Genomic DNA, 20260 nt, shown 5'->3' on the forward strand with positions numbered 1-20260 from the left:
CGGTTTCGTAGGGAAACCTGAATAACCACCTGAAAAACTAACCAAGAACAAGGAGTCGCCTGATGGAAGACCTGTTTGGTGCAGACGGAAAAGCCTCTGAGATTGTCGATCAGGGTATCACCCTGATCATGAGCTATGCCCCAAAATTTGTGCTCGCCATAGTTACCCTGATTGTCGGCCTCTGGCTGATCAAACGTCTTGTTGCAGTCGTTGATTCAAGACTGGGCAAGAAAGACCCGACACTGAACCAATTCCTTTGCGGCCTGGTCAGCATCCTCCTCAAAATCCTGCTGCTGATCTCTGTTGCCTCCATGATCGGCATCGCCACCACCTCTTTCATCGCCATTATTGGTGCCGCCGGCTTGGCCGTTGGCCTGGCCTTGCAGGGCAGCCTGGCAAACTTTGCCGGGGGTGTGCTGATCCTGATCTTCAAGCCGTTCAAGGTGGGTGACGTTATTGAAGCCCAGGGGTATCTGGGATCCGTCGTCGAGATCAACATCCTGTATACCATTGTGAATACCTTTGACAATCGCCGCGTAGTGATTCCCAACGGCAGCCTGTCCAACGCCAGCCTGGTTAATGTCGGTGCTTATGACACACGCCGCTGCGACATGACCTTTGGCATTGGCTATAACGATGACATCGACAAGGCCAAGGCGATCTGCACCCGACTACTGGAAGAGGATGAACGCACGCTGAAGGACCCGGTACCGACCATCGCCGTCAGCGGCCTGGGTGACAACTCCGTGAACATCATGGTTCGCGCCTGGGTGGCCTCCGATAACCTCTGGCCCTACAACTGGGACATGCAGGAAAAGGTGAAGAAAGCGTTCGATGCAGAAGGCATTTCTATCCCCTTCCCCCAGCGCGATGTGCACGTCTACAAGCACGACTAAAAACGGGACAGGCGTCCCACGGATACATCCGGTTACTCGCATTCTGTTCAGCCTCAACTAAGCTGACGGTAATGGTGCCGAATTCCCACGGGAAGCGGCACCAGGCCACCGGGGCCAGGCATAGAACAATCACCGGCCCCAGTTCGCTGTCATTGCTGGTAGGAGGTTGTCACTATGCCGGTACAGCAGTTGAAAGAGTTCCTTGATCAGGCAAACGTGGAATACATGTGCCTGTCCCACCCTCCCGCGTTCACCGCGCAGGAATTGGCCCACCATGTAAAAATTGCCGGTGACCGGGTTGTCAAAACCGTCATCATCGAACTCGATGGCAAAATGGCCATGCTGGTCATGCCTGCCACCTGGCGCATACGCTGGGACCGCCTCTCGGGCATCCTGGATACCGACTTTGTTGACCTTGCGGATGAGCAGGAATTCATGGACCGGTTCCCCGATTGCGAAGTCGGTGCCATGCCCCCCTTTGGTAACCTGTTCGAGATGTCGGTCTATTGCGCCGAGGCCTTGACGGAACAACAGGAACTGGCGTTCGCCGCAGGCAGTCATACGGAATCCGTGCACATGAAAACCACCGATTTTCTGGACCTGGTTCAACCCATGGTGCTCAATCAGGGGTTCGTCAAGCCAGGAGCCCAGAAACCGGCCTGGCTGGCCAAAGGCCGTCGTCGACCGGAACACCTGCCCAAAACGCGAGTATCAAGGGCTGCCGGCTACTGATCGACAGCGCCGGATAATGCCGGGTTGCTTGTCTGAAATCTTCCATCGCGTAAACTGGAAGCCTCAGACAGGAACCCGTTATGACTCAAGCTTTTGACATTGTTGTTGCCGGTGCCGGCATGGTGGGTGCAGCCCTGGCCACCGGCCTGGGCCAGAATGGTTTTCGTGTGGCCCTGGTCGACAAGGCCGCGACCCCGCGCTTTGATGCCGGCGCCCCGCCCGACATTCGCGTTTCGGCCCTCAGCGCTGGCAGTGAGCGCTATCTGCAACAACTCGGAGCCTGGCCACGGATATTGGCCATGCGCACAACGGCATACCGCCGTCTTGCTGTCTGGGACCAGACACAACATCCCTTGAGCAAATTGCTCCCGCGCAAACTGGGAGAGGTCGTCTTTGACGCCGCCAGCCTCTCGGCCTCACATCTGGGCCACATTGTTGAGAATCGGATCACTCAAAAGGCGCTGTGGCAGTGTGCGGAAGAGCAACCGTCCGTGACCGTTCTTTCCGGCAACGGCGTGACCGCCGTGGATAGCGGCAACGATCAGGCAACCGTCACCCTTGAAGACGGTAGCGAACTGACCTGTGAACTGGTGATTGGCGCCGATGGTGCGCTGTCACGGATACGGGATATGGCAGGTATTGGCGTTACCAGAGACCAGTATGCCCAGCAGGCCATGGTGATCTCGGTACGTTATCTGGGGCCGGTGGAAGACATCACCTGGCAGGCATTCCACCCTTCGGGCCCAAGGGCGTTCCTTCCCCTGCACAGTGCTGGCGATCAACACCAGGGAGAAAGCTGGGCCTCGCTGGTCTGGTATGACGCCCCGGAGGAACTGGCCCGCCTGAAAGCGCTGGATACCGAATCACTGAGACTGGAGATCCAGAAGGCATTCCCCGGCGACCTGCCAACACTGACTCATATTGATGCCCGGGCCAGCTTCCCGATCGCCCGGCAGCACGCCAAACATTACAGCAACGGCCGGGTGGTCCTTGTCGGCGACGCTGCACACACCATCAATCCATTGGCCGGTCAGGGCGTCAATCTCGGTTTCCAGGACGCCGTCTGCCTGCAGTCTCACATTCGTGAAGCGCGGCGTTCCGGCTGCGATCTCGCAGACTCACAATGGCTCGCACGCTATGAACAGCAACGGCGCCCCGCCAACCGCAGGATGATGCTGGCGATGGACGCTTTTTACCATCTATTCAGCAACCGCATCCCGCCGGTGCACCTGTTGCGCAACCTCGGCCTGAGTGCCGCCCGCGCCCTGCCCTTTGCCCGCAATCAGGTTGCCCGCTACGCCATGGGGATCGACGATGAACTTCCCGCAGTGGTAAAACAGATTACTTCCCGACTACCAGGGCTGCACCTGCCCTGAAACCGGTAAGCGATAACAACCAAGGAGTCATCATGTCAGAGACGATTTTCACCAAGATCATCAACCGCGAAATTCCGGCGGACATCCTTTACGAGGACGATATCAGCCTGGCGTTCAGTGACATCAATCCCCAGGCGCCGGTACACTTCCTGGTGATACCGAAGAAGCCTATCGCCACAATCAACGACCTCACCGAATCCGACCGCGAACTGGTCGGGCACCTGTATCTGGTGGCGGCGAAGATTGCCCGAGAGAAAGGTGTTGCAGACGATGGCTATCGAGTGGTGATGAACTGCGGCGAAAACTCCGGGCAGACGGTGTTCCACATCCACCTGCATGTGCTGGCCGGCAAGCCTCTGGGTTGGCCTCCGTACACTGACAAGATGAAGCAGGCCTGATTCTTTTGCCTCGACCTTTTTTGACTTGGGGGAGGCAAGCGGGCCGGTCCTTCTGTCCGGGACACGCTCAAGGCATCCTGGGCGCTTAACTTTGGCCATGGATGGCCAAAGCTAAGCGCCCAGGACGGCTTGAGCGTGTCCGGGAAAGCCACACCGCACAGCGGCCCTCCCGCCCAAACCGGCATGCCTGAAAATTAGTCAGCGACCGACAACTTTCTCAGCTTCTTCCACCGGCGTATGGCGAACATCCTCGCCCTTGACCATGAAAATCACGTTTTCGGCAATGTTGCAGGCGTGATCACCCACCCGCTCCAGGGCACGCAGCACCCACATTACCGACATACAGCGTGAGATGTTGCGGGTATCTTCCATCATGAAGGTCAGCAGGGTCCGGGCTGCTGCCTGATACTCCTCGTCCACCCGCTTGTCTTCCTTCATGATCCGCAATGCCTGCTCGGAATCCAGACGGGCAAAGGCGTCCAGGGCATCGTGCAGCATAGCCAGCACGTGGTTGCCGATGTGGCGAACTTCCACGTAGCCGCGGGGGGCCTGACCTTCTTCGTTAAGCTTGATGGCAAATTTAGCGATTTTCTTTGCCTCATCACCTACCCGCTCCAGGTCAGCCACCATCTTGATCACCGAAATGACCAGCCGCAGATCCCGGGCCGTCGGCTGACGACGGGCAATGATCAGGGTTGCCTCCTCGTCGATGTCCATTTCCATCTGGTCGACTTTCTTGTCGCCGGCGCGCACTTCATCCGCCAGGTGGCCGTCGTTATCCACCAGGGCCTGAATCGCTCGCTCCACCTGAGATTCCACCATACCGCCCATGGTCAGGAACTCGGTTTTCAGCTCCAGCAGTTCGTCGTTGAACTTGTGCGAAATGTGATCGCCGTATACGTCATCCTTTGTGTTTGGCATAACTCTGTTCTCCAGTGTTCAACTATTGCCGGGTTAACCGAAACGGCCGGTGATATATGATTCTGTCAGCTCATGCTGCGGTGCGGTGAAGACTTTGCTTGTCTCGTTCACCTCCACCAGATGTCCGAGGTGGAAATACGCAGTGCGATGGGACACCCGGGCAGCCTGTTGCATTGAGTGGGTCACGATCACGATGGTATAGCTCTCCGACATCTCGGAGATCAACTCTTCCACCTTGGCAGTCGCAATCGGATCCAGGGCTGAACACGGCTCGTCCATCAGGATGACTTCCGGACTCACCGCAATTGCGCGGGCGATGCACAGTCGTTGTTGCTGACCACCGGACATGCCGGTGGCAGTAGCATCCAGACGATCCTTGACCTCGTCCCAGAGTCCGGCCTTACGCAAGCTGTTTTCGACTATGTCATCCAGATCCGACTTACGATTGGCCAGGCCATGAATACGAGGACCATAGGCCACATTGTCGTAGATGGACTTGGGGAACGGGTTCGGCTTCTGGAACACCATACCCACCCGGGCACGCAGCTCCACCACATCACGCCTGGAGTGGTAGATGTCCTCATCGTCCAGCATCAGCTGGCCTTTGACCCGACAGATATCAATGCTGTCGTTCATCCGGTTCAGGCAGCGCAGGAACGTGGATTTGCCACAACCCGACGGCCCGATAAAGGAGATGACTTCATTACGGGCAATGTCCAGGCTGATGTCTTTAATGGCCCGGTCCTCGCCATAGAACACCTCAACGTTGCGCAGCTTGAACTTTGGGTCGTCGGCATAGGGGAGGCCTACGGTTTTACCCTCCTGAACGGGCATATCTTCCCGTTTCTTCTCGGTCACCACGTCCTGAACCGGCACTGAGTTCTCATGCTGCTCCGCTGCACTGGAAATCGTTTCATTTACACTCATAATTCTCTCCTTTACCACCGGCGCTCAAGACGCTTACGGAGCCAGATGGCCAATGCGTTCATACTGATCATGAAGGCGAGCAGTACCATGATGCCGGCGGATGCCAGCTCAACGAAACCTTGTTCAGAACTGCTTGCCCAAAGGTAAATCTGTACCGGCAGTACCGTAGCGGAACTGAAAAACCCGTCCGGTACATCGACAATGAAGGCCACCATGCCAATCAGCAGCAGCGGGGCTGTTTCACCCAGTGCCTGCGCCATACCGATGATGGAGCCGGTCAGCATGCCAGGCATGGCTAGCGGCACCACATGATGCAGTACCACCTGCATCTTCGACGCGCCGATGCCCTCGGCCGCTTCCCGGATTGACGGCGGTACGCTCTTGATGGCGGCGCGGCTGGAAATAATGATGGTTGGCAGCGTCATCAATGCCAGTACCAGGCCGCCCACGACGGGAACCGAGCGTGGCATACCAAACAGCCCGATAAACACCGCCAGCCCCAACAGACCAAAGATGATCGAGGGGACAGCTGCAAGGTTGTTGATGTTGACCTCGATAAAGTCCGTGAGCCTGTTCTGCGGAGCAAACTCCTCCAGGTAAATCGCTGCCGCGATGCCCACCGGAAAGGAAATGGCCAGGGTGACCAGCATGGTGAACAGGGAGCCGACAATGGCCCCCAGAATGCCGGCGTTACCCGGTTCCCTGGAGTCGCCACGGCTGAACAGCACGTCATTGAAGCTGGTATCGACGACGCCTTTTTCCAGCAACTCATCCACCCAGGCCTGCTGTTGCTCCGAGAGACGGATGCTGTAGCTCGGATCATCGGCATGCTTCACATACACCGACACGGTATCGTGGGCCAGGAACTCCATAGTCTGCGTGGTGTTCAGCAGGTCCGGATTCGCCTCGAGCAAATCACGGATATCGGAGGCGGCATAGCTACCCACCAACCGGCCCAGCTCACGCTTGGCCGCCCTGCCCTCAGCGTTCGGAAAATGATCCTGAAGGGCCGCGATAATTGGCGCCACAAAGTCGGCCATGGCGATCTGGTCTTTATCCGTGGGATCGTCCAGATACATGGTTTCCGAATCCAACGTCACATCCAGAGTGATGGTGGTTTTGACAAACCCGGTATGGCCCTTGCCAATAATGTCGGCAAACAGGATGAACAGTGACGCCAGGGCGATGAAAATCGCCACAATGCCATACAAACGGAACCGACGCTCCTTGCGGTACCGGCGCTTCAGGGACTGGCGGACAAGCTCCGCCTGAGAACGTTGATCAGTCATACTGTTCCCTATATTTACGTACGATCTTGAGTGCGACTACATTCAGCAGCAGGGTGACGATGAACAGCATCATGCCCAGCGCAAATGCCGAAAGCGTCTTGGCACTGTCGAATTCCTGGTCACCCACAAGCAGCGTGGCGATCTGGACCGTCACTGTCGTTACCGAATCCAGAGGATTGGCAGTCAGGTTGGCCGCCAGTCCGGCCGCCATCACCACGATCATGGTCTCGCCGATGGCACGTGAAGCTGCCAGCAGGATGCCCCCGATGATGCCCGGCAATGCCGCTGGGAAAATCACATTTTTCATGGTCTCTGACTGGGTCGCTCCCAGGGCAAGGGAACCATCCCGCAACGTTTGGGGAACGGCGTTGATCACGTCGTCCGACAGCGAAGAGACAAACGGGATGATCATGATGCCCATGACCAGACCCGCTGCAAGCGCACTCTGGGAAGACGCCTCCAGCCCGACGAGCTCCGCCATGTCGCGGATAAAGGGCGCCACGGTCAAAGCGGCGAAAAAGCCATAAACCACGGTAGGTACGCCAGCCAGCATTTCCAGCAACGGCTTGACGGTTGCACGCACCCGCTTGCTGGCATACTCGGACAGGTAGATGGCCGACAGCAATCCGATCGGGACGGCAACCAGCAGGGCAATCGCGGATATCAGCAAGGTGCCGGTAAATAATGGAATGATGCCAAAGGCACCCTCAGCACCAACCTGATCCGCCCGCAAGGCCGTCTGGGGACTCCACGAGGTACCAAACAGAAACTCGGTAATGGGGACTTTGCCGAAGAATCGGACGGTTTCAAAAATCACCGAGAAAACGATACCTACAGTGGTCAGTACTGCAACCGCCGCACACACGAAGAAAATGCGCCGCAGTGTGCGCTCGACACTTTCCCGGGCATTGATATGGGGTGCCACTCGAGTCCAGGCGAAGGCCGCGCCCAGTGCGGCAATCAGCAACACCAGAATGGTCTTGAACGTTCCGCTCTGAGCCCGAAGGTTTTCCAGGAGCCCAGCGGCTCCGGCAATGTGCTCTGGTACGAACTCCGGATTCAACTTACCAGCGGCGACGTTGCTGATCTGTGAAAGCACCAGGCTGGCTTGGCCGGGGGATTCGGGCCACACATTCTGGGGCAATGACGAAATTACCATGCCCTGAATGACCTTGCCTTCAAAACCGGCCCAGGCGGCCAATACGATCAGGGCAGGGATCGCGCACCACAGGGCGGCACGGGCAGCGTAATAAAACGGAAGCGCCTTGAGGTTCCGGATACCGCCAAGCGGTGCTGCAACTGCCCGGGATCGCATAAATGCGAGGCCGTAGGCAGCCACAGCGAGTACCAGAATCAGGGGCAAGAGATTGGCCGTCTGCATAACAGTCTCTGTTTTGATGGCATTTAGTGAGCTAGGGCGTTTATTTTGCCAGCGTACGGGTCAAAAATATTCATCTGAACGTAATAAAGGAACGCGGACCAGCCAGCCCGCGTTCCTTTTTGTCATCCCTGACTGCTTGCAACTAAGCCTTACAGCTCGCTGCCAGTCAATGGCTTCAGGTTCTTCGCTGCATTGGCAGTCTTCATACGCACACCACGCGGGTTCGGGATCAGGCCCACATCGACCAGGTAACCGTTATCACCCCAGGCGCCTTCGCTGGTGAATTCAGCAAGGTATTCCTGGATACCCGGAACCACACCCACGTGGGCATTTTTAACGTAGAAGAACAATGAGCGGGCAACCGGATACTCTTCATCCGCGATCGTGTCAGGCGTGGGCTCGACACCGTTGATCATGGATGCCTGGATCTGGCCTGCATTCTCCATCAGGAAACTGTAGCCGAAGATCCCCAGAGTGTCCTTGTCCTGTGCCAGACGCTGAACAATCAGGTTGTCATTCTCACCTGCTTCAACGAACGGACCGTCCTCACGCATGCTGTGACAGATGGACTTGTACTGAGACTTGTCCTGCTTCTTGATAGCGGCAATCCAGTCGTACTGTTTGCAACCGCCTTCCATCGCGATCTCAACGAACGCGTCGCGAGTACCGGAAGTCGGCGGGGGGCCCATCACACTGATTTCCTTATTCGGCAGACTGGAGTCGATATCACTCCACTTCTGGTAAGGGTTGGCCACCAGCTCTTCGCTGCCGTCCGGGTTCGGAACTTCCTTGGCCAGGGCCAGGAACACCTGCTCCAGGGTCAGGTTCATCTGCTCTGCATCTTTGGAGTTGGCGATCACGATACCGTCAGCACCGATTTTGACTTCAGTGATGCCTTCCACGCCATTGGCCTGGCACTGCTCAAACTCGCTCTTCTTGATACGACGTGAAGCATTGGTGATGTCCGGGTGCTGAGTGCCTACACCTTCACAGAACAACTTCAGGCCGCCACCGGAGCCGGTAGACTCCAGTTTTGGAGTCGGAAAGTCCGTGTTACGACCGAAACGCTCGGCAACCACGGTGGCGAACGGGTAAACAGTGGAGGAGCCCACGATGTTAATAGTGTCACGCGCCATAGCCGGGGCGGATACGGCTGCAATGCTGCCCGCCAGGGCCACGGATGCAAAAGCTGTTTTCAGTTTAATCACGCTGATTCTCCATTATCTTTTGGACGTTATCGTCGGATTTGCTTTACCGATGAGTGAAGACTAATCACCAACTGTGACAGCTTTGTTACAGCGTATGAAATATAGATCATGGGGCGTGAAATCTCTTGCAGACTGCCCACAGGCCGTTAACATGCGTGTAAAACAATACTCAGCAATATAAACAGGCAGGCTCCATGACAACACTCGACGATGACAAACCCACGCCCAAAGGCGAGCTGATTCTCCAGATTGTCCCACTACCCTCGGACACCAATGCCAATGGCGACGTCTTTGCCGGCTGGCTGGTCAAGCAAATGGACATTGCCGCCGCGACCATCGCCGGTCGAATCTCCCAGGGCCGCAACGCCACCGTTGCGATGGATCGGATGGAATTCCTGTCTCCACTCAGAGTGGGCTCCCAGGTTGGTTGCTACTGCGAGCTGGTGGACATCGGTCGCAGCTCCATGAAAATTGAAGTGGAAGTGTGGACACTGGACCGCACGGCCAAGCACCCTCGCAAGGTGACCGAGGGTCGGTTCGTCTATGTCGCCATTGACGAGCACGGCCGTATTCGCGAAGTGCCGGAACAGTCCTGAAGGAAGGGATGATCGTGAAAGCATCCCTGACTGCTTTGCTGATTGCCACACTGTGCTGGGCGTCCGACGCCTTTGCAGACAAGCTCATGGTGGCGGCGGCATCGAATCTCCAGTACGCAATGGAGGATATTCTCAAGCAGTTCAGGGAACAGCACCCCGACGATACCATCAACGTGGTGTACGGCTCATCCGGGAAACTGAGCACTCAGATCGCCCAGGGCGCCCCCTACGATCTCTATTTCTCCGCCGATATTACCTATCCACGCCAGCTCGCCAGCATGGGCCTGGCCGCTTCTGAGGTTCTGCCTTATGGTGTTGGGCGGATCGTACTATGGAGCGCCACCCGGGACGCGAGCGGGATGACCCTGGCGGATCTGGTGCCTGAGGACATTCAGCGTATCGCCATTGCCAATCCGCGACATGCTCCCTACGGAGCGCGCGCCAGGGAAGCCCTGGAAGCCGCCGGTGTATGGCCACAGATTCAGAACAAGCTGATCTTTGGCAGCAACATTTCCCAGGCAGCCCAGTTTGTAGAAACAGGTAACGCCCAGGTTGGCGTTCTGGCGCTTTCCCTGGCCCTGAGCCCGAGGCTGGCGCCCTCTGGCAGTTACTGGCTGATCCCTGACTCCTTGCACAAACCGCTGGAACAGGGATACATCATCACCCAACGCGCCGCAGACAACGAACTGGCCCAGCGGTTTTCCGCCTTTATGGGTAGCGACAGGGTTCGTCAGATCATGAGGGACAATGGCTTTGACCTTCCCGACAGCAAGCCGGATGGCTCAACCATTAACGCCACCCAGTAAGGTTCCGTGTCCAGCAATCAGCAGGCTTCCAGGGGCGCATAGGCCAGAACCAGCCACTTGGCGCCCTCGTCAAAATTCACCTGCACCCGGGTGTGATGACCGGTGCCCTCACTGTTCATCACGATCCCCTCACCGAATTTCGGATGACGCACCCGCTGCCCCAGGCTGAAACCGGATTGCGCTGCGGAGTCCTGACTGAACATGCTCTCATTGGGCCGCGCCAGCATCGCCGGGCGGGTTACGGTATTACGCAGCCGCACTTCCTGGATACAATCCCCCGGAATCTCCCGTACAAACCGTGATAACGCGTGGAACTTCTCCTGGCCGTACAAACGGCGGGATTCGGCGTAAGTAAGCACCAGCTTTTTCATGGCCCGGGTGATGCCTACATACGCCAGCCGACGTTCTTCCTCCATCCGCCCCGGCTCCTCCAGCGACATGCTGTGGGGGAACAACCCTTCCTCCACCCCCGCCAGAAACACCAGCGGGAACTCCAGCCCCTTGGCGGAGTGGAGCGTCATCAGCTGGACACTGTCCTCGTGGGAATCGGCCTGGGATTCCCCGGCATCCAGCGCCGCCTGGGCGATGAACTCCGCCAGCGGATCGACGCCGTCCTCTACCTCAAAGTCCGACAACGCATTCACCAGTTCTTCCAGGTTTTCCACCCGGGCCTGGCCTTTCTCGCCCTTTTCACTGGCGTGGTAGTCTTTCAGTCCGCTGGCTTCGATGGTCTGCTTCATCAGGCCATGCAGGGAGGCGTCATCCACCATCTCTGACAGGTCATTGATGATGGTCATAAACGACTGTAGTCCGGTTTTGGCCCGTCCCTTCATCAACCCCGCTTCCAACAGTCGTTCAGCAGCCTCCCACAGGGAAATGCTCTGACCGGTGGCCACTTCCCGCAACTCCGCCAGACTTTTCGCGCCGATACCCCGTGCCGGCACATTCACTACGCGCTCGAAGGCGGCATCGTCACGGCGATAATGAACCAGGCGCAGGTACGCCAGGGCGTTGCGAATTTCCTGGCGGTCATAGAAGCGCAAACCACCGTAGACCCGGTAGGGAATACCCTGGCGCATCAGCGCTTCTTCCAGCACCCGGGACTGGGCGTTGGAGCGATAGAGAATGGCCGATTCGCTGCGCAGGTTGCCGTCCTGCACCCAGCCGGAAATGGTGTCGGCGATGTAGTTGGCTTCGTCCTGTTCGTTGAACGCCGCGTACAGGCTGATCGGTTCACCATCGGGCCCGTCGGTCCACAACTCTTTACCCAGGCGCCCCTGGTTGTTGGCAATCACTGCGTTGGCCGCCTTGAGGATCAGTTGCGTGGAGCGGTAATTCTGTTCCAGCCGCACCAGCCGGGCGTTGGGGAAATCCCGCTGGTACTGCTGGATGTTCTCGATTTTCGCACCCCGCCAGCCATAGATGGACTGATCGTCGTCCCCGACGATGGTCAACGGCACCCGGTTACTGGCCAGAACCTGCAGCCAGGCGTACTGGATCGTGTTGGTGTCCTGGAACTCGTCCACCAGGATGTGCTGGAATCGGTTCTGGTAGTGGGCCAGCAGCTCCGGCCTGTGCAGCCACAGTTCGTGGGAACGTAGTAACAGTTCGCCGAAATCCACCAGGCCGCTTTGCTGGCACAGTTTTTCGTACTGGCGGTACACGGTCAGCATGGGGGGGGTGAAATGATCCCCCGGGTTCTCCTGAATATGATCCGCCCGCAGGCCCTCATCCTTGTGGCTGTTGATAAACCACTGGGCCTGCTTCGGTGGCCATCGGCTCTCATCAATCTGCAGCTCCCGCATTACCCGTTTGACCAGCCGCAGCTGGTCGTCGCTGTCCAGCACCTGGAAATTCTCCGGCAGGCCGGCATCCTGCCAATGCGAACGCAACAGTCGGTGGGCAATACCGTGGAAGGTACCGAACCACAGGCCACGGGCGGGGATGTCCATCATCTGTTCGATGCGGTAGCGCATCTCTTTGGCGGCCTTGTTGGTGAACGTTACCGCCAGAATCCCCGTGGGCGGCACCCGGTCCACCTGCATCAGCCACGCAATCCTGTGTACCAGCACCCGGGTCTTGCCACTGCCGGCTCCGGCCAGCACCAGCAAGTGGTCGTTCTGTGCGGTCACGGCCTCGCGTTGGGCGTCATTGAGGGCGTCGATAATGTGGGAGACATCCATAGAGATTCGGTCGCTACTGGTTAAATGAACAGGTATTGGATTATAACAGGAGAAAACGGGGTTTGCCGGGTGGGCCTTGGATAGCCCTCTTTCTTTCGGAGGGTCGCACGAGGGCGGGCCCCTGTCCGGGACACGCTACGAGCACATCCATGTGCGCTTAGGTGTGGCCATCCTTGGCCACACATAGTCCCGGACAGGGGCCCGCCCTCGCGCTTATCAAACTTGGGAGAGGGCTTTTCTTTTAAAACCCTCTTGGTACTGTTTGGGCTTCGACGAATTCAAACAGTCCTTCCAGACCACCTTCGCGACCGATACCGGACGCTTTCATACCGCCGAACGGCGCTTCCGGTGTCGGGCCAGTGCCTGTGTTCCAGCCGACGTGGCCGAAACGCAGGCCGGCGGCTACTCGCTGGGCGCGTTCGGCGTCGTTGGTGAATACATAAGAAGCCAGACCGAACTCGGTGTCATTACCCGCTTCGATGACTTCCTCTTCAGTGCGGAACAGGGCCATGGGCACCAGTGGGCCGAAGGTTTCCTCGCGGTAGCAGCACATGTCCCGGTTTACGTCGGTTATCACGGTCGGCGGGAAGAACAGGTGGCCTTCGCCGAGGTCCGCCGGTTTCTTGCCGGCCACGAGACCGGCGCCTTTCTCGAGGGCGTCCTCGAGGTGGCGTTTGACCTTGTCGAAGCCGGCCTTGTTGATCAGCGGGCCGAGGTCCACGTCTTCGGTGAGGCCATCGCCCACGGTCATCTTGTTGACCCGCTCCGCCAGCTTTTCACCGAAGGCATCGGCAACTTTCTCGTGGATGAAGATCCGGTTGGCACAGACGCAGGTCTGGCCGCCGCCGCGGAACTTGTTGGCGATCAGGTTGTCGGCGGCGGCATCCAGGTCGGCGTCATCAAATACGATGAACGGTGCGTTGCCGCCCAGTTCCAGGGCCAGCTTCTTGACCTGCTCAGAGGTATCCACCACCAGTTTGCGGCCCACTTCGGTGGAGCCGGTGAAGCTGAGCATGGGCACATCCGGGCTTTCGCACAGCACCTTGCCGATCACGCTGGCCTTGCCCATCACCAGGTTGACCATACCATCGGGCAGGTCCACATGTTTGTCCATCAGGCTGAACAGGGCGATCATCGTCAGCGGGGTTTCACTGGCCGGTTTGATGACTGACGGGCAGCCGGCGGCCAGGGCGGCAGACAGTTTCTTGGCGATCATGCCGATGGGGAAGTTCCACGGTGTGATCAGGCCGGCCACGCCGATGGGGCGATAATGGACGGTCCAGGTACAGTCCTTGGGCTTTTCGGTCAGGGTGTGGGCATCCAGTGCCTGGATGTGTTTGGAACAGTAATCGAAGAAGCCGGCGGCGTAGTCCACTTCGCCTTGGGCTTCTTTCAGTGGCTTGCCGTGTTCCATACACAGAATACGGCCCACTTCTTCCTTGTTTTCCTTCAACGCATCGCGGATGGCTTCCAGCCACCTGCGGCGGGTTTCCAGGGTATAGGGGCTGGTCAGCCGAAGCGCGGACTTGCCCGCTTCCACCGCCGCCACCACGTCCGACTCGGGCATGGAAGGAAGGCTGGCAATGACTTTGCCCGTCGCGGGATTGTAGACGTCAAACGTGTGACCTTCGGCAGAATCAGACCAGCGACCGCCGATATAGCCAGTCAACTTTTCAAGCAGGGGTGACTCGATCATCTCGGCTCCTCTCATTCAATGATTAACGGTCGAAAGCAGGGTTCCGTTGGTGTTTGCATCACGGCAGTATGACTCTCATAGTGGATGCAGAAACACGGGCTGTAAAGTAAGACGAAGGTGTTTTGACCGCCCGGTTTCTACGCCTATACTCGGAAAGTGACCCATTCAGGAGGCCGGCAAATGAAAGCGTTTTTCCACCCTGCTCAGGACCAGCACATTCCAAAGACCTACTTTACCCGTGGTCAGATGCGCCAGCCCCAGGAAGTACCCGACCGCACCGCTCAGATGCTGGATGGCCTGAAGGCCATGGGTGTTCCGGTTCTGCAGCCGGCGGATCAGGGTGCAGGCCCGATTTCCCGGGTTCACGATCTCGGCTACCTGAGGTTCCTGGAGTCCGCTCACCGACGTTGGATGGAGATTCCCGAGGACTGGGGCGAGGAGGTGATGTCCAATATCTTTGTGCGTTCACCCAACGCCATGAAGGGCATTCTTGCCGAGGCGGCCTGTTATCTGGCGGATGGCAGCTGTCCGATCGGCGCCAATACCTGGGATGCCGCCTATTGGTCAGCGCAAACCGCGCTGGGCGCCGCCGATGCCCTGATTGCCGGAGAGCGGATCTCTTATGCGGTATGTCGCCCACCGGGCCATCATGCCCGCAAGGACGCCGCCGGCGGTTTCTGTTACCTCAACAACGCCGCCATTGCCGCGGAACATATGAAGAAACGATTCCCACGCCTGGTGATACTCGATACCGACATGCACCATGGCCAGGGTATTCAGGAAATCTTCTACGATCGCAGTGATGTGCTTTATATCTCGATACACGGTGATCCAACCAATTTCTATCCGGTGGTCAGTGGGTTCGAGAACGAGCGGGGGGAAGGTGAAGGTTACGGCTACAACATCAATATGCCGATGCCCCATGGTTCCTCGGAAGAGGATTTCTTCAAGAAACTGGACGAGGCGCTGGCCGCCATCCGCCTGTTCCAGCCGGATGCGCTGGTACTGACCCTCGGCTTTGATATCTACAAGGACGACCCACAGGCCAAGGTGTCGGTTTCATCCGAGGGCTTTGCCCGCCTCGGCAACCATATCCGTCAGACCGGCCTTCACACCCTGGTGGTGCAGGAAGGCGGTTATGACCTGGATACCCTGAGCGCTAACGTCCAGCAGTTTTTCAAGGGTCTCGAAGGGTAACGATCAGGACGCCGGAGCGTACACCTTGATGTTGGTGTGCCCCTCGGCCTTCAGGTGGCCGGCGTGCATGCGGCTCATGGTGCCACGGTCACAGTACAGCAGGTACTGTTTCCCCTGAGGCAACGATTCGATCCGCTGATTCAGCTCGTAGAAAGGAATCTGCAGCACTTCGTTGTTGGTCATCTTCAGGGGTGACTGCTCCCCCTCGGACGGATGGCGCACATCGATGATGACATCGTTGACGTCCGGGGTATGCACCAGTTCCACTTCTTCCGGCGTGGTTGTGGTTTCCAGCAATCGGGCAACTGGCGTTTCCTCCCGGCTGTCGATCGCCTGCTGCAGAACCGTCGCATCCATTTCAGCTTCGTCTTCCTCCACCCGATGCAGCTTGGCGCGGGTGGCTGGTTTCTGGGAAATCACACCACAGTATTCCGGCATGGTCCGGGCGTAGGGCTCAGTGCCGATCTCCTTCGCGATCCGGATAATGGTTTCCTTATCCATCGAGATCAGCGGTCTCAACACCACTTCATCACTGGCGCGATCCACCACATTAAGGTTGGTCAGGGTCTGGCTGGAGACCTGGGCAACCGCGTCGCCAGTCACCAGACCTACCGCATTACTCTCCCGGGCGATGATGGACGCCGCTTTTAACATCTGGCGCTTCAGTACCACCCCCCAGTGCCGGTGGTTGACCGATCGCATGATTTCCCCGATCACACCATCGAAGGGTACGGAAATGAACTTGGCGCCGTGGGACGAACCGTACCGCTCCCAGATGTAATGCGTGACCTGCCGAACGCCCACTTCGTGGGCCGTGCCGCCCAGGTTAAAGAACAGGAAGTGGCTGCGAAGTCCCCGGCGCATCATCAGGTAAGCCGCTACGGACGAGTCAAACCCGCCCGAAACCAGCGTCATGACAGTTTCCACACTACCAAGGGGATAGCCACCCAGGCCCCGGTGCTTGCGGTGGGCAATGTGGTAGTGGTCGTCCTGAATCTCGATGCGAACCTCGACCTGGGGAGCCTTCAGGTTTACCCCCAATGGGCTGGAAGCCTGCATCAGAGCACCGCCCACGTGGCGCTCAAGGTCGATGGAGCGGAAGTCATGCTCCCCGTGACGCCGGACGCGGACCGCAAACGTCTGGCCTTTGATGCGATCGGCAAACGCCTCTACTGCTTTTTCCGCCACATCGTCCATACTGACAAACGGGAACACGGCAATTTCCTGAATCGTGGAGATACCCGGAATGCGCATCAATTCGTCAATCACCACGCTGGACAGCCCCCGGCCATCAGGAACCTCTACAGTCACGCGGTCCCAGCTGCCATCCACCTGGATATCACTGTCCTGGCGCGACAGCACCTTGCGGATGTTCTGGCGCAGGTGCCGCATTTGCTGGCGGCGTACGGGTTTGCTTTTAATGGCGACTTCCGCCGCAGGACGAATCAGGAGTTTCATAAATCGGAATTTTGTCGGGTGGCGTATTGGAAAGAATAGGCCTAGTCTAACGGTTTTGACGGACGCCTCAAAATCAGGCATTGCCGTAACATCATAATCCGCGACCTGCGGGGCCGACCATAACGCCCACGCCGCACAATGTTCAGGAGCCACACTGTTCATGACAGAAACGACCATCAATGCCCTGGTGTCCCCCGAGGGCAGCCTTGAGATTCTTTCCAACCACGAAGTCAACCGACTGAAAGACAAGAGTGAGGGTGGTCTCTACCGACTGTTCCGCCAGTGTGCCCTGGCGGTGCTCAACACCGGCGTTGAAACCGACGACTGCAAGTCACTGATGGAAGCACACGCCGATTTCGACGTCCGCTTGGTTCCTCAGCCCCGGGGCCTCAAGCTGGAACTGGTGAATGCACCGGCCCACGCTTTTGTCGACGGCTCAATGTTACGCGCCATCCGCGAACATCTGTTCTCGGTGTTGCGGGACATCATCTATTCCTACTCGATTCCGGAGTCGGCCTCGGGCTTTCGCAGGGACGACCCGCAAGACATCACCAATCTGATCTTCCACATCCTGCGCAATGCCAGGGTCCTGCAGGCCGGTCGCCAACCGGACCTCGTGGTGTGCTGGGGTGGCCACTCCATCAACCAGCAGGAATACCAGTACAGCAAGGAAGTGGGACATCAGCTGGGTTTGCGGGCCCTGAGCATCTGCACCGGGTGTGGCCCGGGCGCCATGAAAGGCCCAATGAAAGGAGCCACCATCGGCCACGCCAAGCAGCGGGTGAAAAACGGTCGCTATATCGGCCTGACCGAACCAGGCATTATCGGCGCCGAAGCGCCCAACCCGATCGTCAACGAACTGGTGATCATGCCGGACATCGAAAAGCGCCTGGAGGCCTTTGTCCGCACCGGCCATGGCGTCATTGTCTTCCCTGGCGGCGTGGGTACCGCCGAGGAAATTCTCTACCTGCTGGGCATTCTGTTGCACCCGGACAACGCCGACCTGCCCTTCCCCGTTGTTTTTACCGGGCAGCAGGAAAACGCCGAATACTTCGAGATGATCGACAAGTTCATCCGCAATGCCCTCGGCGATGAGGCGGCCAGCAAGTACGAGATCATTATCGATGACCCCGCCAGGGTCGCGCAGACCATGAAGAAAGGCATGAAGGAGGTAGAAACTTTCCGGCGAGCCATGCAGGATGCCTATTACTTCAACTGGATGCTGAAGATCGACCCGGTGTTCCAGCTACCGTTCGCCCCCAATCACGACAACATGCTGGCTCTGGAACTCCACCGGGATCAGCCGGTTCACATGATCGCCGCAAACCTGCGCAAGGCTTTCAGCGGTATTGTTGCAGGAAACGTTAAAGAGAGTGGAATCAGGCAGATACAGGAGAAAGGACCGTTTGAAATTGCCGGTGACCCCAGCCTGATCCAGCCATTGGAGGCCATGCTTGAACAGTTTGTCGCCCAGAACCGGATGAAGCTGCCCGGCGCGACTGCTTACAAACCCAGCTACCGCATTGTCAGTCGGGCGGCCTGAGCCGCCCGTCGATCACACCCCGAGCAGATCCGGAGTTACTGACCGCCACCCGCTGGCAGGCTAGCGTAGTAGGCGGCAAGGTTGGCAATATCCTCGTCGCTCAGGGCAGCGGCCTGCCCCTGCATGACCACGGCCTGCCCACCGGCGCGCTGTTTGTTCTTGTAGGCCGTCAGGGCATTCTTCAGATACTGCTCATTCTGTCCCGCCAGATTCGGATAACCGGGAATGGTCGCCATGCCGTTCTGGCCGTGGCAGGCGGCACACACCGCAGCCTTCGCTTTGCCGGCTTCGGCATCCGCAGCCATGGCCCCGACGGGAATGATGGTGCCGAGTGCAAACAGACCGGCAATGGTATAGTGTTTCAAACGCATTGGTTCTACCCTCTCATCGTTGTAATAACCGGCGTCAACCACGCGCCGGACATAAACTCGCCCTAACTTATAGCACAGCAACTGGTATCCTCAAATGTGCAATATCAAGGCGGGGTGGACCGACACAGTACGTCAACAACGCAACAACCTGTTCCTACAGGCGGAGACTCAAACATGCCCATTCAGGTGCAAGAACTGGAATGCCTCGAAGGCCGTATTGGCCAGATCACCCTGGATTCCCCCGCTACCCTGAATGCGCTATCCAGAGAGATGATCGACGACATGCAGGCGACTCTTGATAGCTGGGCAAGTGACGATCGAATTGCCCTGGTGATTCTCCAGGGCGCGGGTGATCGGGCGTTCTGTGCCGGTGGCAATATTCGCAGTCTCCATAGTGCCATCACCGAAGGCGGTGACCCGGACATTGCAACGGAATTCTTCCAACACGAATACCGCCTCGACTACACCATTCATCGTTTCCCGAAACCCGTGGTTGGTATCGGGCATGGTGTGGTCATGGGCGGAGGCCTGGGATTGCTTGCCGCCTGCCGTTACCGCCTGATCACCCCGGACGTCAGCATGGCCATGCCGGAAGTGGCCATTGGCCTGTTTCCCGATGTGGGCGCCAGCTGGTTCCTCAACCGCCTCCCCGGACGCCTGGGCTTGTTCATGGGACTGACAGGATGCCGGTTGAATGCCGCCGATGTGATCCGTGTAGGGTTGGCAGACATGGCTATCCTGCCAGATGAACGCACCTCCCTGACCGAGCGTTTGCAAATGGAGCGCTGGACCGGTGAGGCCGCCGCTGACGACAACCGGCTGTTCCGGTTGCTCAACCAGCTGAATGCGGTGGATTACAGGACCCTCGGGCCCAGCGAACTGGCGAATCACGAACAGGCAATTGCCAGGCTGGGTGCCGGCGATGACCTCGCCGCCATTGTCGATCGACTGATTTCCGCGGACATCAACAGCGACTGGTGGGAAAGTGCTGTCCATAACCTGAGAACCGGGTGCCCGGTGTCCATGTGGCTGGTATGGAACCAGCTCAAACGCGCGCAACAGATGTCGCTCAAGGACGTGTTCCGGATGGAGCTGGCCATGGCAACCGAGTGCACCCGCCGTCCAGACCTGCCGGAGGGTATACGCGCCCGGATGGTCGATAAGGACCACTCGCCCACGTGGTCATTCAGCACCCTTCAGGAGGTGCCGGAAGACGTTATTGACGCCCACTTCCATCCAGCGTGGGATGACGGGACCGATCCGATGAATTTGTAATAACCGC

The 20260-nt window shown here is 58.1% G+C and carries 18 protein-coding genes; 9 read left to right on the plus strand and 9 right to left on the minus strand.

All coding sequences use genetic code 11. The features are described from left to right. The first annotated feature begins 62 nt into the window (after positions 1-62). The 4 genes from MARLIPOL_RS05790 (at position 63) to MARLIPOL_RS05805 (ending at position 3402) form a co-directional block, all read left to right on the plus strand. Entirely contained in the window at positions 63-896 is an 834-nt protein-coding gene (locus MARLIPOL_RS05790; RefSeq protein ID WP_012137164.1) for a mechanosensitive ion channel family protein, read from the plus strand. 174 nt (positions 897-1070) lie between these two features. Beyond that, complete coding sequence (locus MARLIPOL_RS05795) at positions 1071-1628, plus strand: aminoacyl-tRNA deacylase (protein WP_012137165.1); 558 nt, start codon at positions 1071-1073, stop codon at positions 1626-1628. An 80-nt stretch (positions 1629-1708) separates the two neighbouring features. Beyond that, on the plus strand, positions 1709-3004 hold the full coding sequence (locus MARLIPOL_RS05800; protein WP_012137166.1) for an FAD-dependent monooxygenase: 1296 nt from the start codon (positions 1709-1711) through the stop codon (positions 3002-3004). 32 nt (positions 3005-3036) lie between these two features. Then, the gene (locus MARLIPOL_RS05805; RefSeq protein WP_012137167.1) at positions 3037-3402 is read left to right on the plus strand and encodes a histidine triad nucleotide-binding protein; all 366 of its coding nucleotides are present in this window, start codon (positions 3037-3039) and stop codon (positions 3400-3402) included. A 198-nt stretch (positions 3403-3600) separates the two neighbouring features. Here the strand turns inward: MARLIPOL_RS05805 and phoU are convergent, their stop codons facing one another. The 5 genes from phoU to MARLIPOL_RS05830 form a co-directional block, all read right to left on the minus strand. After that, a complete protein-coding gene (phoU, locus tag MARLIPOL_RS05810) occupies positions 3601-4323 on the minus strand; it encodes a phosphate signaling complex protein PhoU (RefSeq protein ID WP_012137168.1) in 723 nt (240 codons plus the stop codon). Between the two features lie 33 nt (positions 4324-4356). Continuing rightward, complete coding sequence (gene pstB, locus MARLIPOL_RS05815) at positions 4357-5253, minus strand: phosphate ABC transporter ATP-binding protein PstB (RefSeq protein ID WP_036190783.1); 897 nt, start codon at positions 5251-5253, stop codon at positions 4357-4359. Positions 5254-5261: 8 nt separating this feature from the next. Next, on the minus strand, positions 5262-6539 hold the full coding sequence (pstA, locus tag MARLIPOL_RS05820; protein WP_012137170.1) for a phosphate ABC transporter permease PstA: 1278 nt from the start codon (positions 6537-6539) through the stop codon (positions 5262-5264). Continuing rightward, complete coding sequence (gene pstC / locus MARLIPOL_RS05825; RefSeq protein ID WP_012137171.1) at positions 6532-7920, minus strand: phosphate ABC transporter permease subunit PstC; 1389 nt, start codon at positions 7918-7920, stop codon at positions 6532-6534. The genes pstA and pstC overlap by 8 nt, the downstream gene beginning before the upstream one ends. A gap of 149 nt (positions 7921-8069) precedes the next feature. Then, a complete protein-coding gene (locus tag MARLIPOL_RS05830) occupies positions 8070-9128 on the minus strand; it encodes a substrate-binding domain-containing protein (RefSeq protein WP_012137172.1) in 1059 nt (352 codons plus the stop codon). 194 nt (positions 9129-9322) lie between these two features. Between MARLIPOL_RS05830 and MARLIPOL_RS05835 the strand changes: the two genes are divergently transcribed. Next, positions 9323-9724, plus strand: coding sequence for an acyl-CoA thioesterase (locus tag MARLIPOL_RS05835; protein ID WP_012137173.1), 402 nt, complete (start codon positions 9323-9325; stop codon positions 9722-9724). 14 nt (positions 9725-9738) lie between these two features. Continuing rightward, positions 9739-10530, plus strand: a complete 792-nt coding sequence (gene modA, locus MARLIPOL_RS05840) for a molybdate ABC transporter substrate-binding protein (protein ID WP_228677575.1) — start codon at positions 9739-9741, stop codon at positions 10528-10530. A 17-nt stretch (positions 10531-10547) separates the two neighbouring features. Here modA and uvrD read toward each other — a convergent pair whose 3' ends face one another. Next, positions 10548-12713, minus strand: coding sequence for a DNA helicase II (gene uvrD, locus MARLIPOL_RS05845; RefSeq protein ID WP_012137175.1), 2166 nt, complete (start codon positions 12711-12713; stop codon positions 10548-10550). 241 nt (positions 12714-12954) lie between these two features. Continuing rightward, positions 12955-14409, minus strand: a complete 1455-nt coding sequence (locus MARLIPOL_RS05850) for an NAD-dependent succinate-semialdehyde dehydrogenase (protein WP_012137176.1) — start codon at positions 14407-14409, stop codon at positions 12955-12957. 180 nt (positions 14410-14589) lie between these two features. Here MARLIPOL_RS05850 and MARLIPOL_RS05855 point away from each other — a divergent pair, with 180 nt between their 5' ends. Then, positions 14590-15606: a histone deacetylase family protein gene (locus MARLIPOL_RS05855; protein ID WP_012137177.1), complete on the plus strand. Its 1017-nt coding sequence runs from the start codon at positions 14590-14592 to the stop codon at positions 15604-15606. A 3-nt stretch (positions 15607-15609) separates the two neighbouring features. On the opposite strand, the gene thiI is transcribed toward MARLIPOL_RS05855, so the two are convergent. After that, on the minus strand, positions 15610-17064 hold the full coding sequence (thiI, locus tag MARLIPOL_RS05860; RefSeq protein WP_012137178.1) for a tRNA uracil 4-sulfurtransferase ThiI: 1455 nt from the start codon (positions 17062-17064) through the stop codon (positions 15610-15612). A 160-nt stretch (positions 17065-17224) separates the two neighbouring features. Between thiI and ppnN the strand changes: the two genes are divergently transcribed. Beyond that, positions 17225-18607: a nucleotide 5'-monophosphate nucleosidase PpnN gene (ppnN, locus tag MARLIPOL_RS05865; protein WP_012137179.1), complete on the plus strand. Its 1383-nt coding sequence runs from the start codon at positions 17225-17227 to the stop codon at positions 18605-18607. 35 nt (positions 18608-18642) lie between these two features. Here the strand turns inward: ppnN and MARLIPOL_RS05870 are convergent, their stop codons facing one another. Further along, a complete protein-coding gene (locus MARLIPOL_RS05870) occupies positions 18643-18978 on the minus strand; it encodes a c-type cytochrome (protein WP_012137180.1) in 336 nt (111 codons plus the stop codon). 174 nt (positions 18979-19152) lie between these two features. Here MARLIPOL_RS05870 and MARLIPOL_RS05875 point away from each other — a divergent pair, with 174 nt between their 5' ends. Continuing rightward, a complete protein-coding gene (locus MARLIPOL_RS05875; protein WP_012137181.1) occupies positions 19153-20253 on the plus strand; it encodes an enoyl-CoA hydratase/isomerase family protein in 1101 nt (366 codons plus the stop codon). Positions 20254-20260: the final 7 nt, after the last annotated feature.

It is taken from the genome of Marinobacter lipolyticus SM19 (genome assembly GCF_000397065.2).
Taxonomy (GTDB): domain Bacteria; phylum Pseudomonadota; class Gammaproteobacteria; order Pseudomonadales; family Oleiphilaceae; genus Marinobacter; species Marinobacter lipolyticus.

Coding starts and splice junctions, on each gene's coding strand:
- MARLIPOL_RS05790 (WP_012137164.1), top strand. CDS start 63: ATGGAAGACCTGTTTGGTGCAGACGGAAAAGCCTCTGAGATTGTCGAT.
- MARLIPOL_RS05795 (WP_012137165.1), top strand. CDS start 1,071: ATGCCGGTACAGCAGTTGAAAGAGTTCCTTGATCAGGCAAACGTGGAA.
- MARLIPOL_RS05800 (WP_012137166.1), top strand. CDS start 1,709: ATGACTCAAGCTTTTGACATTGTTGTTGCCGGTGCCGGCATGGTGGGT.
- MARLIPOL_RS05805 (WP_012137167.1), top strand. CDS start 3,037: ATGTCAGAGACGATTTTCACCAAGATCATCAACCGCGAAATTCCGGCG.
- phoU (WP_012137168.1), bottom strand. CDS start 4,323: ATGCCAAACACAAAGGATGACGTATACGGCGATCACATTTCGCACAAG.
- pstA (WP_012137170.1), bottom strand. CDS start 6,539: ATGACTGATCAACGTTCTCAGGCGGAGCTTGTCCGCCAGTCCCTGAAG.
- pstC (WP_012137171.1), bottom strand. CDS start 7,920: ATGCAGACGGCCAATCTCTTGCCCCTGATTCTGGTACTCGCTGTGGCT.
- MARLIPOL_RS05835 (WP_012137173.1), top strand. CDS start 9,323: ATGACAACACTCGACGATGACAAACCCACGCCCAAAGGCGAGCTGATT.
- uvrD (WP_012137175.1), bottom strand. CDS start 12,713: ATGGATGTCTCCCACATTATCGACGCCCTCAATGACGCCCAACGCGAG.
- MARLIPOL_RS05850 (WP_012137176.1), bottom strand. CDS start 14,409: ATGATCGAGTCACCCCTGCTTGAAAAGTTGACTGGCTATATCGGCGGT.
- MARLIPOL_RS05855 (WP_012137177.1), top strand. CDS start 14,590: ATGAAAGCGTTTTTCCACCCTGCTCAGGACCAGCACATTCCAAAGACC.
- thiI (WP_012137178.1), bottom strand. CDS start 17,064: ATGAAACTCCTGATTCGTCCTGCGGCGGAAGTCGCCATTAAAAGCAAA.
- ppnN (WP_012137179.1), top strand. CDS start 17,225: ATGACAGAAACGACCATCAATGCCCTGGTGTCCCCCGAGGGCAGCCTT.
- MARLIPOL_RS05870 (WP_012137180.1), bottom strand. CDS start 18,978: ATGCGTTTGAAACACTATACCATTGCCGGTCTGTTTGCACTCGGCACC.
- MARLIPOL_RS05875 (WP_012137181.1), top strand. CDS start 19,153: ATGCCCATTCAGGTGCAAGAACTGGAATGCCTCGAAGGCCGTATTGGC.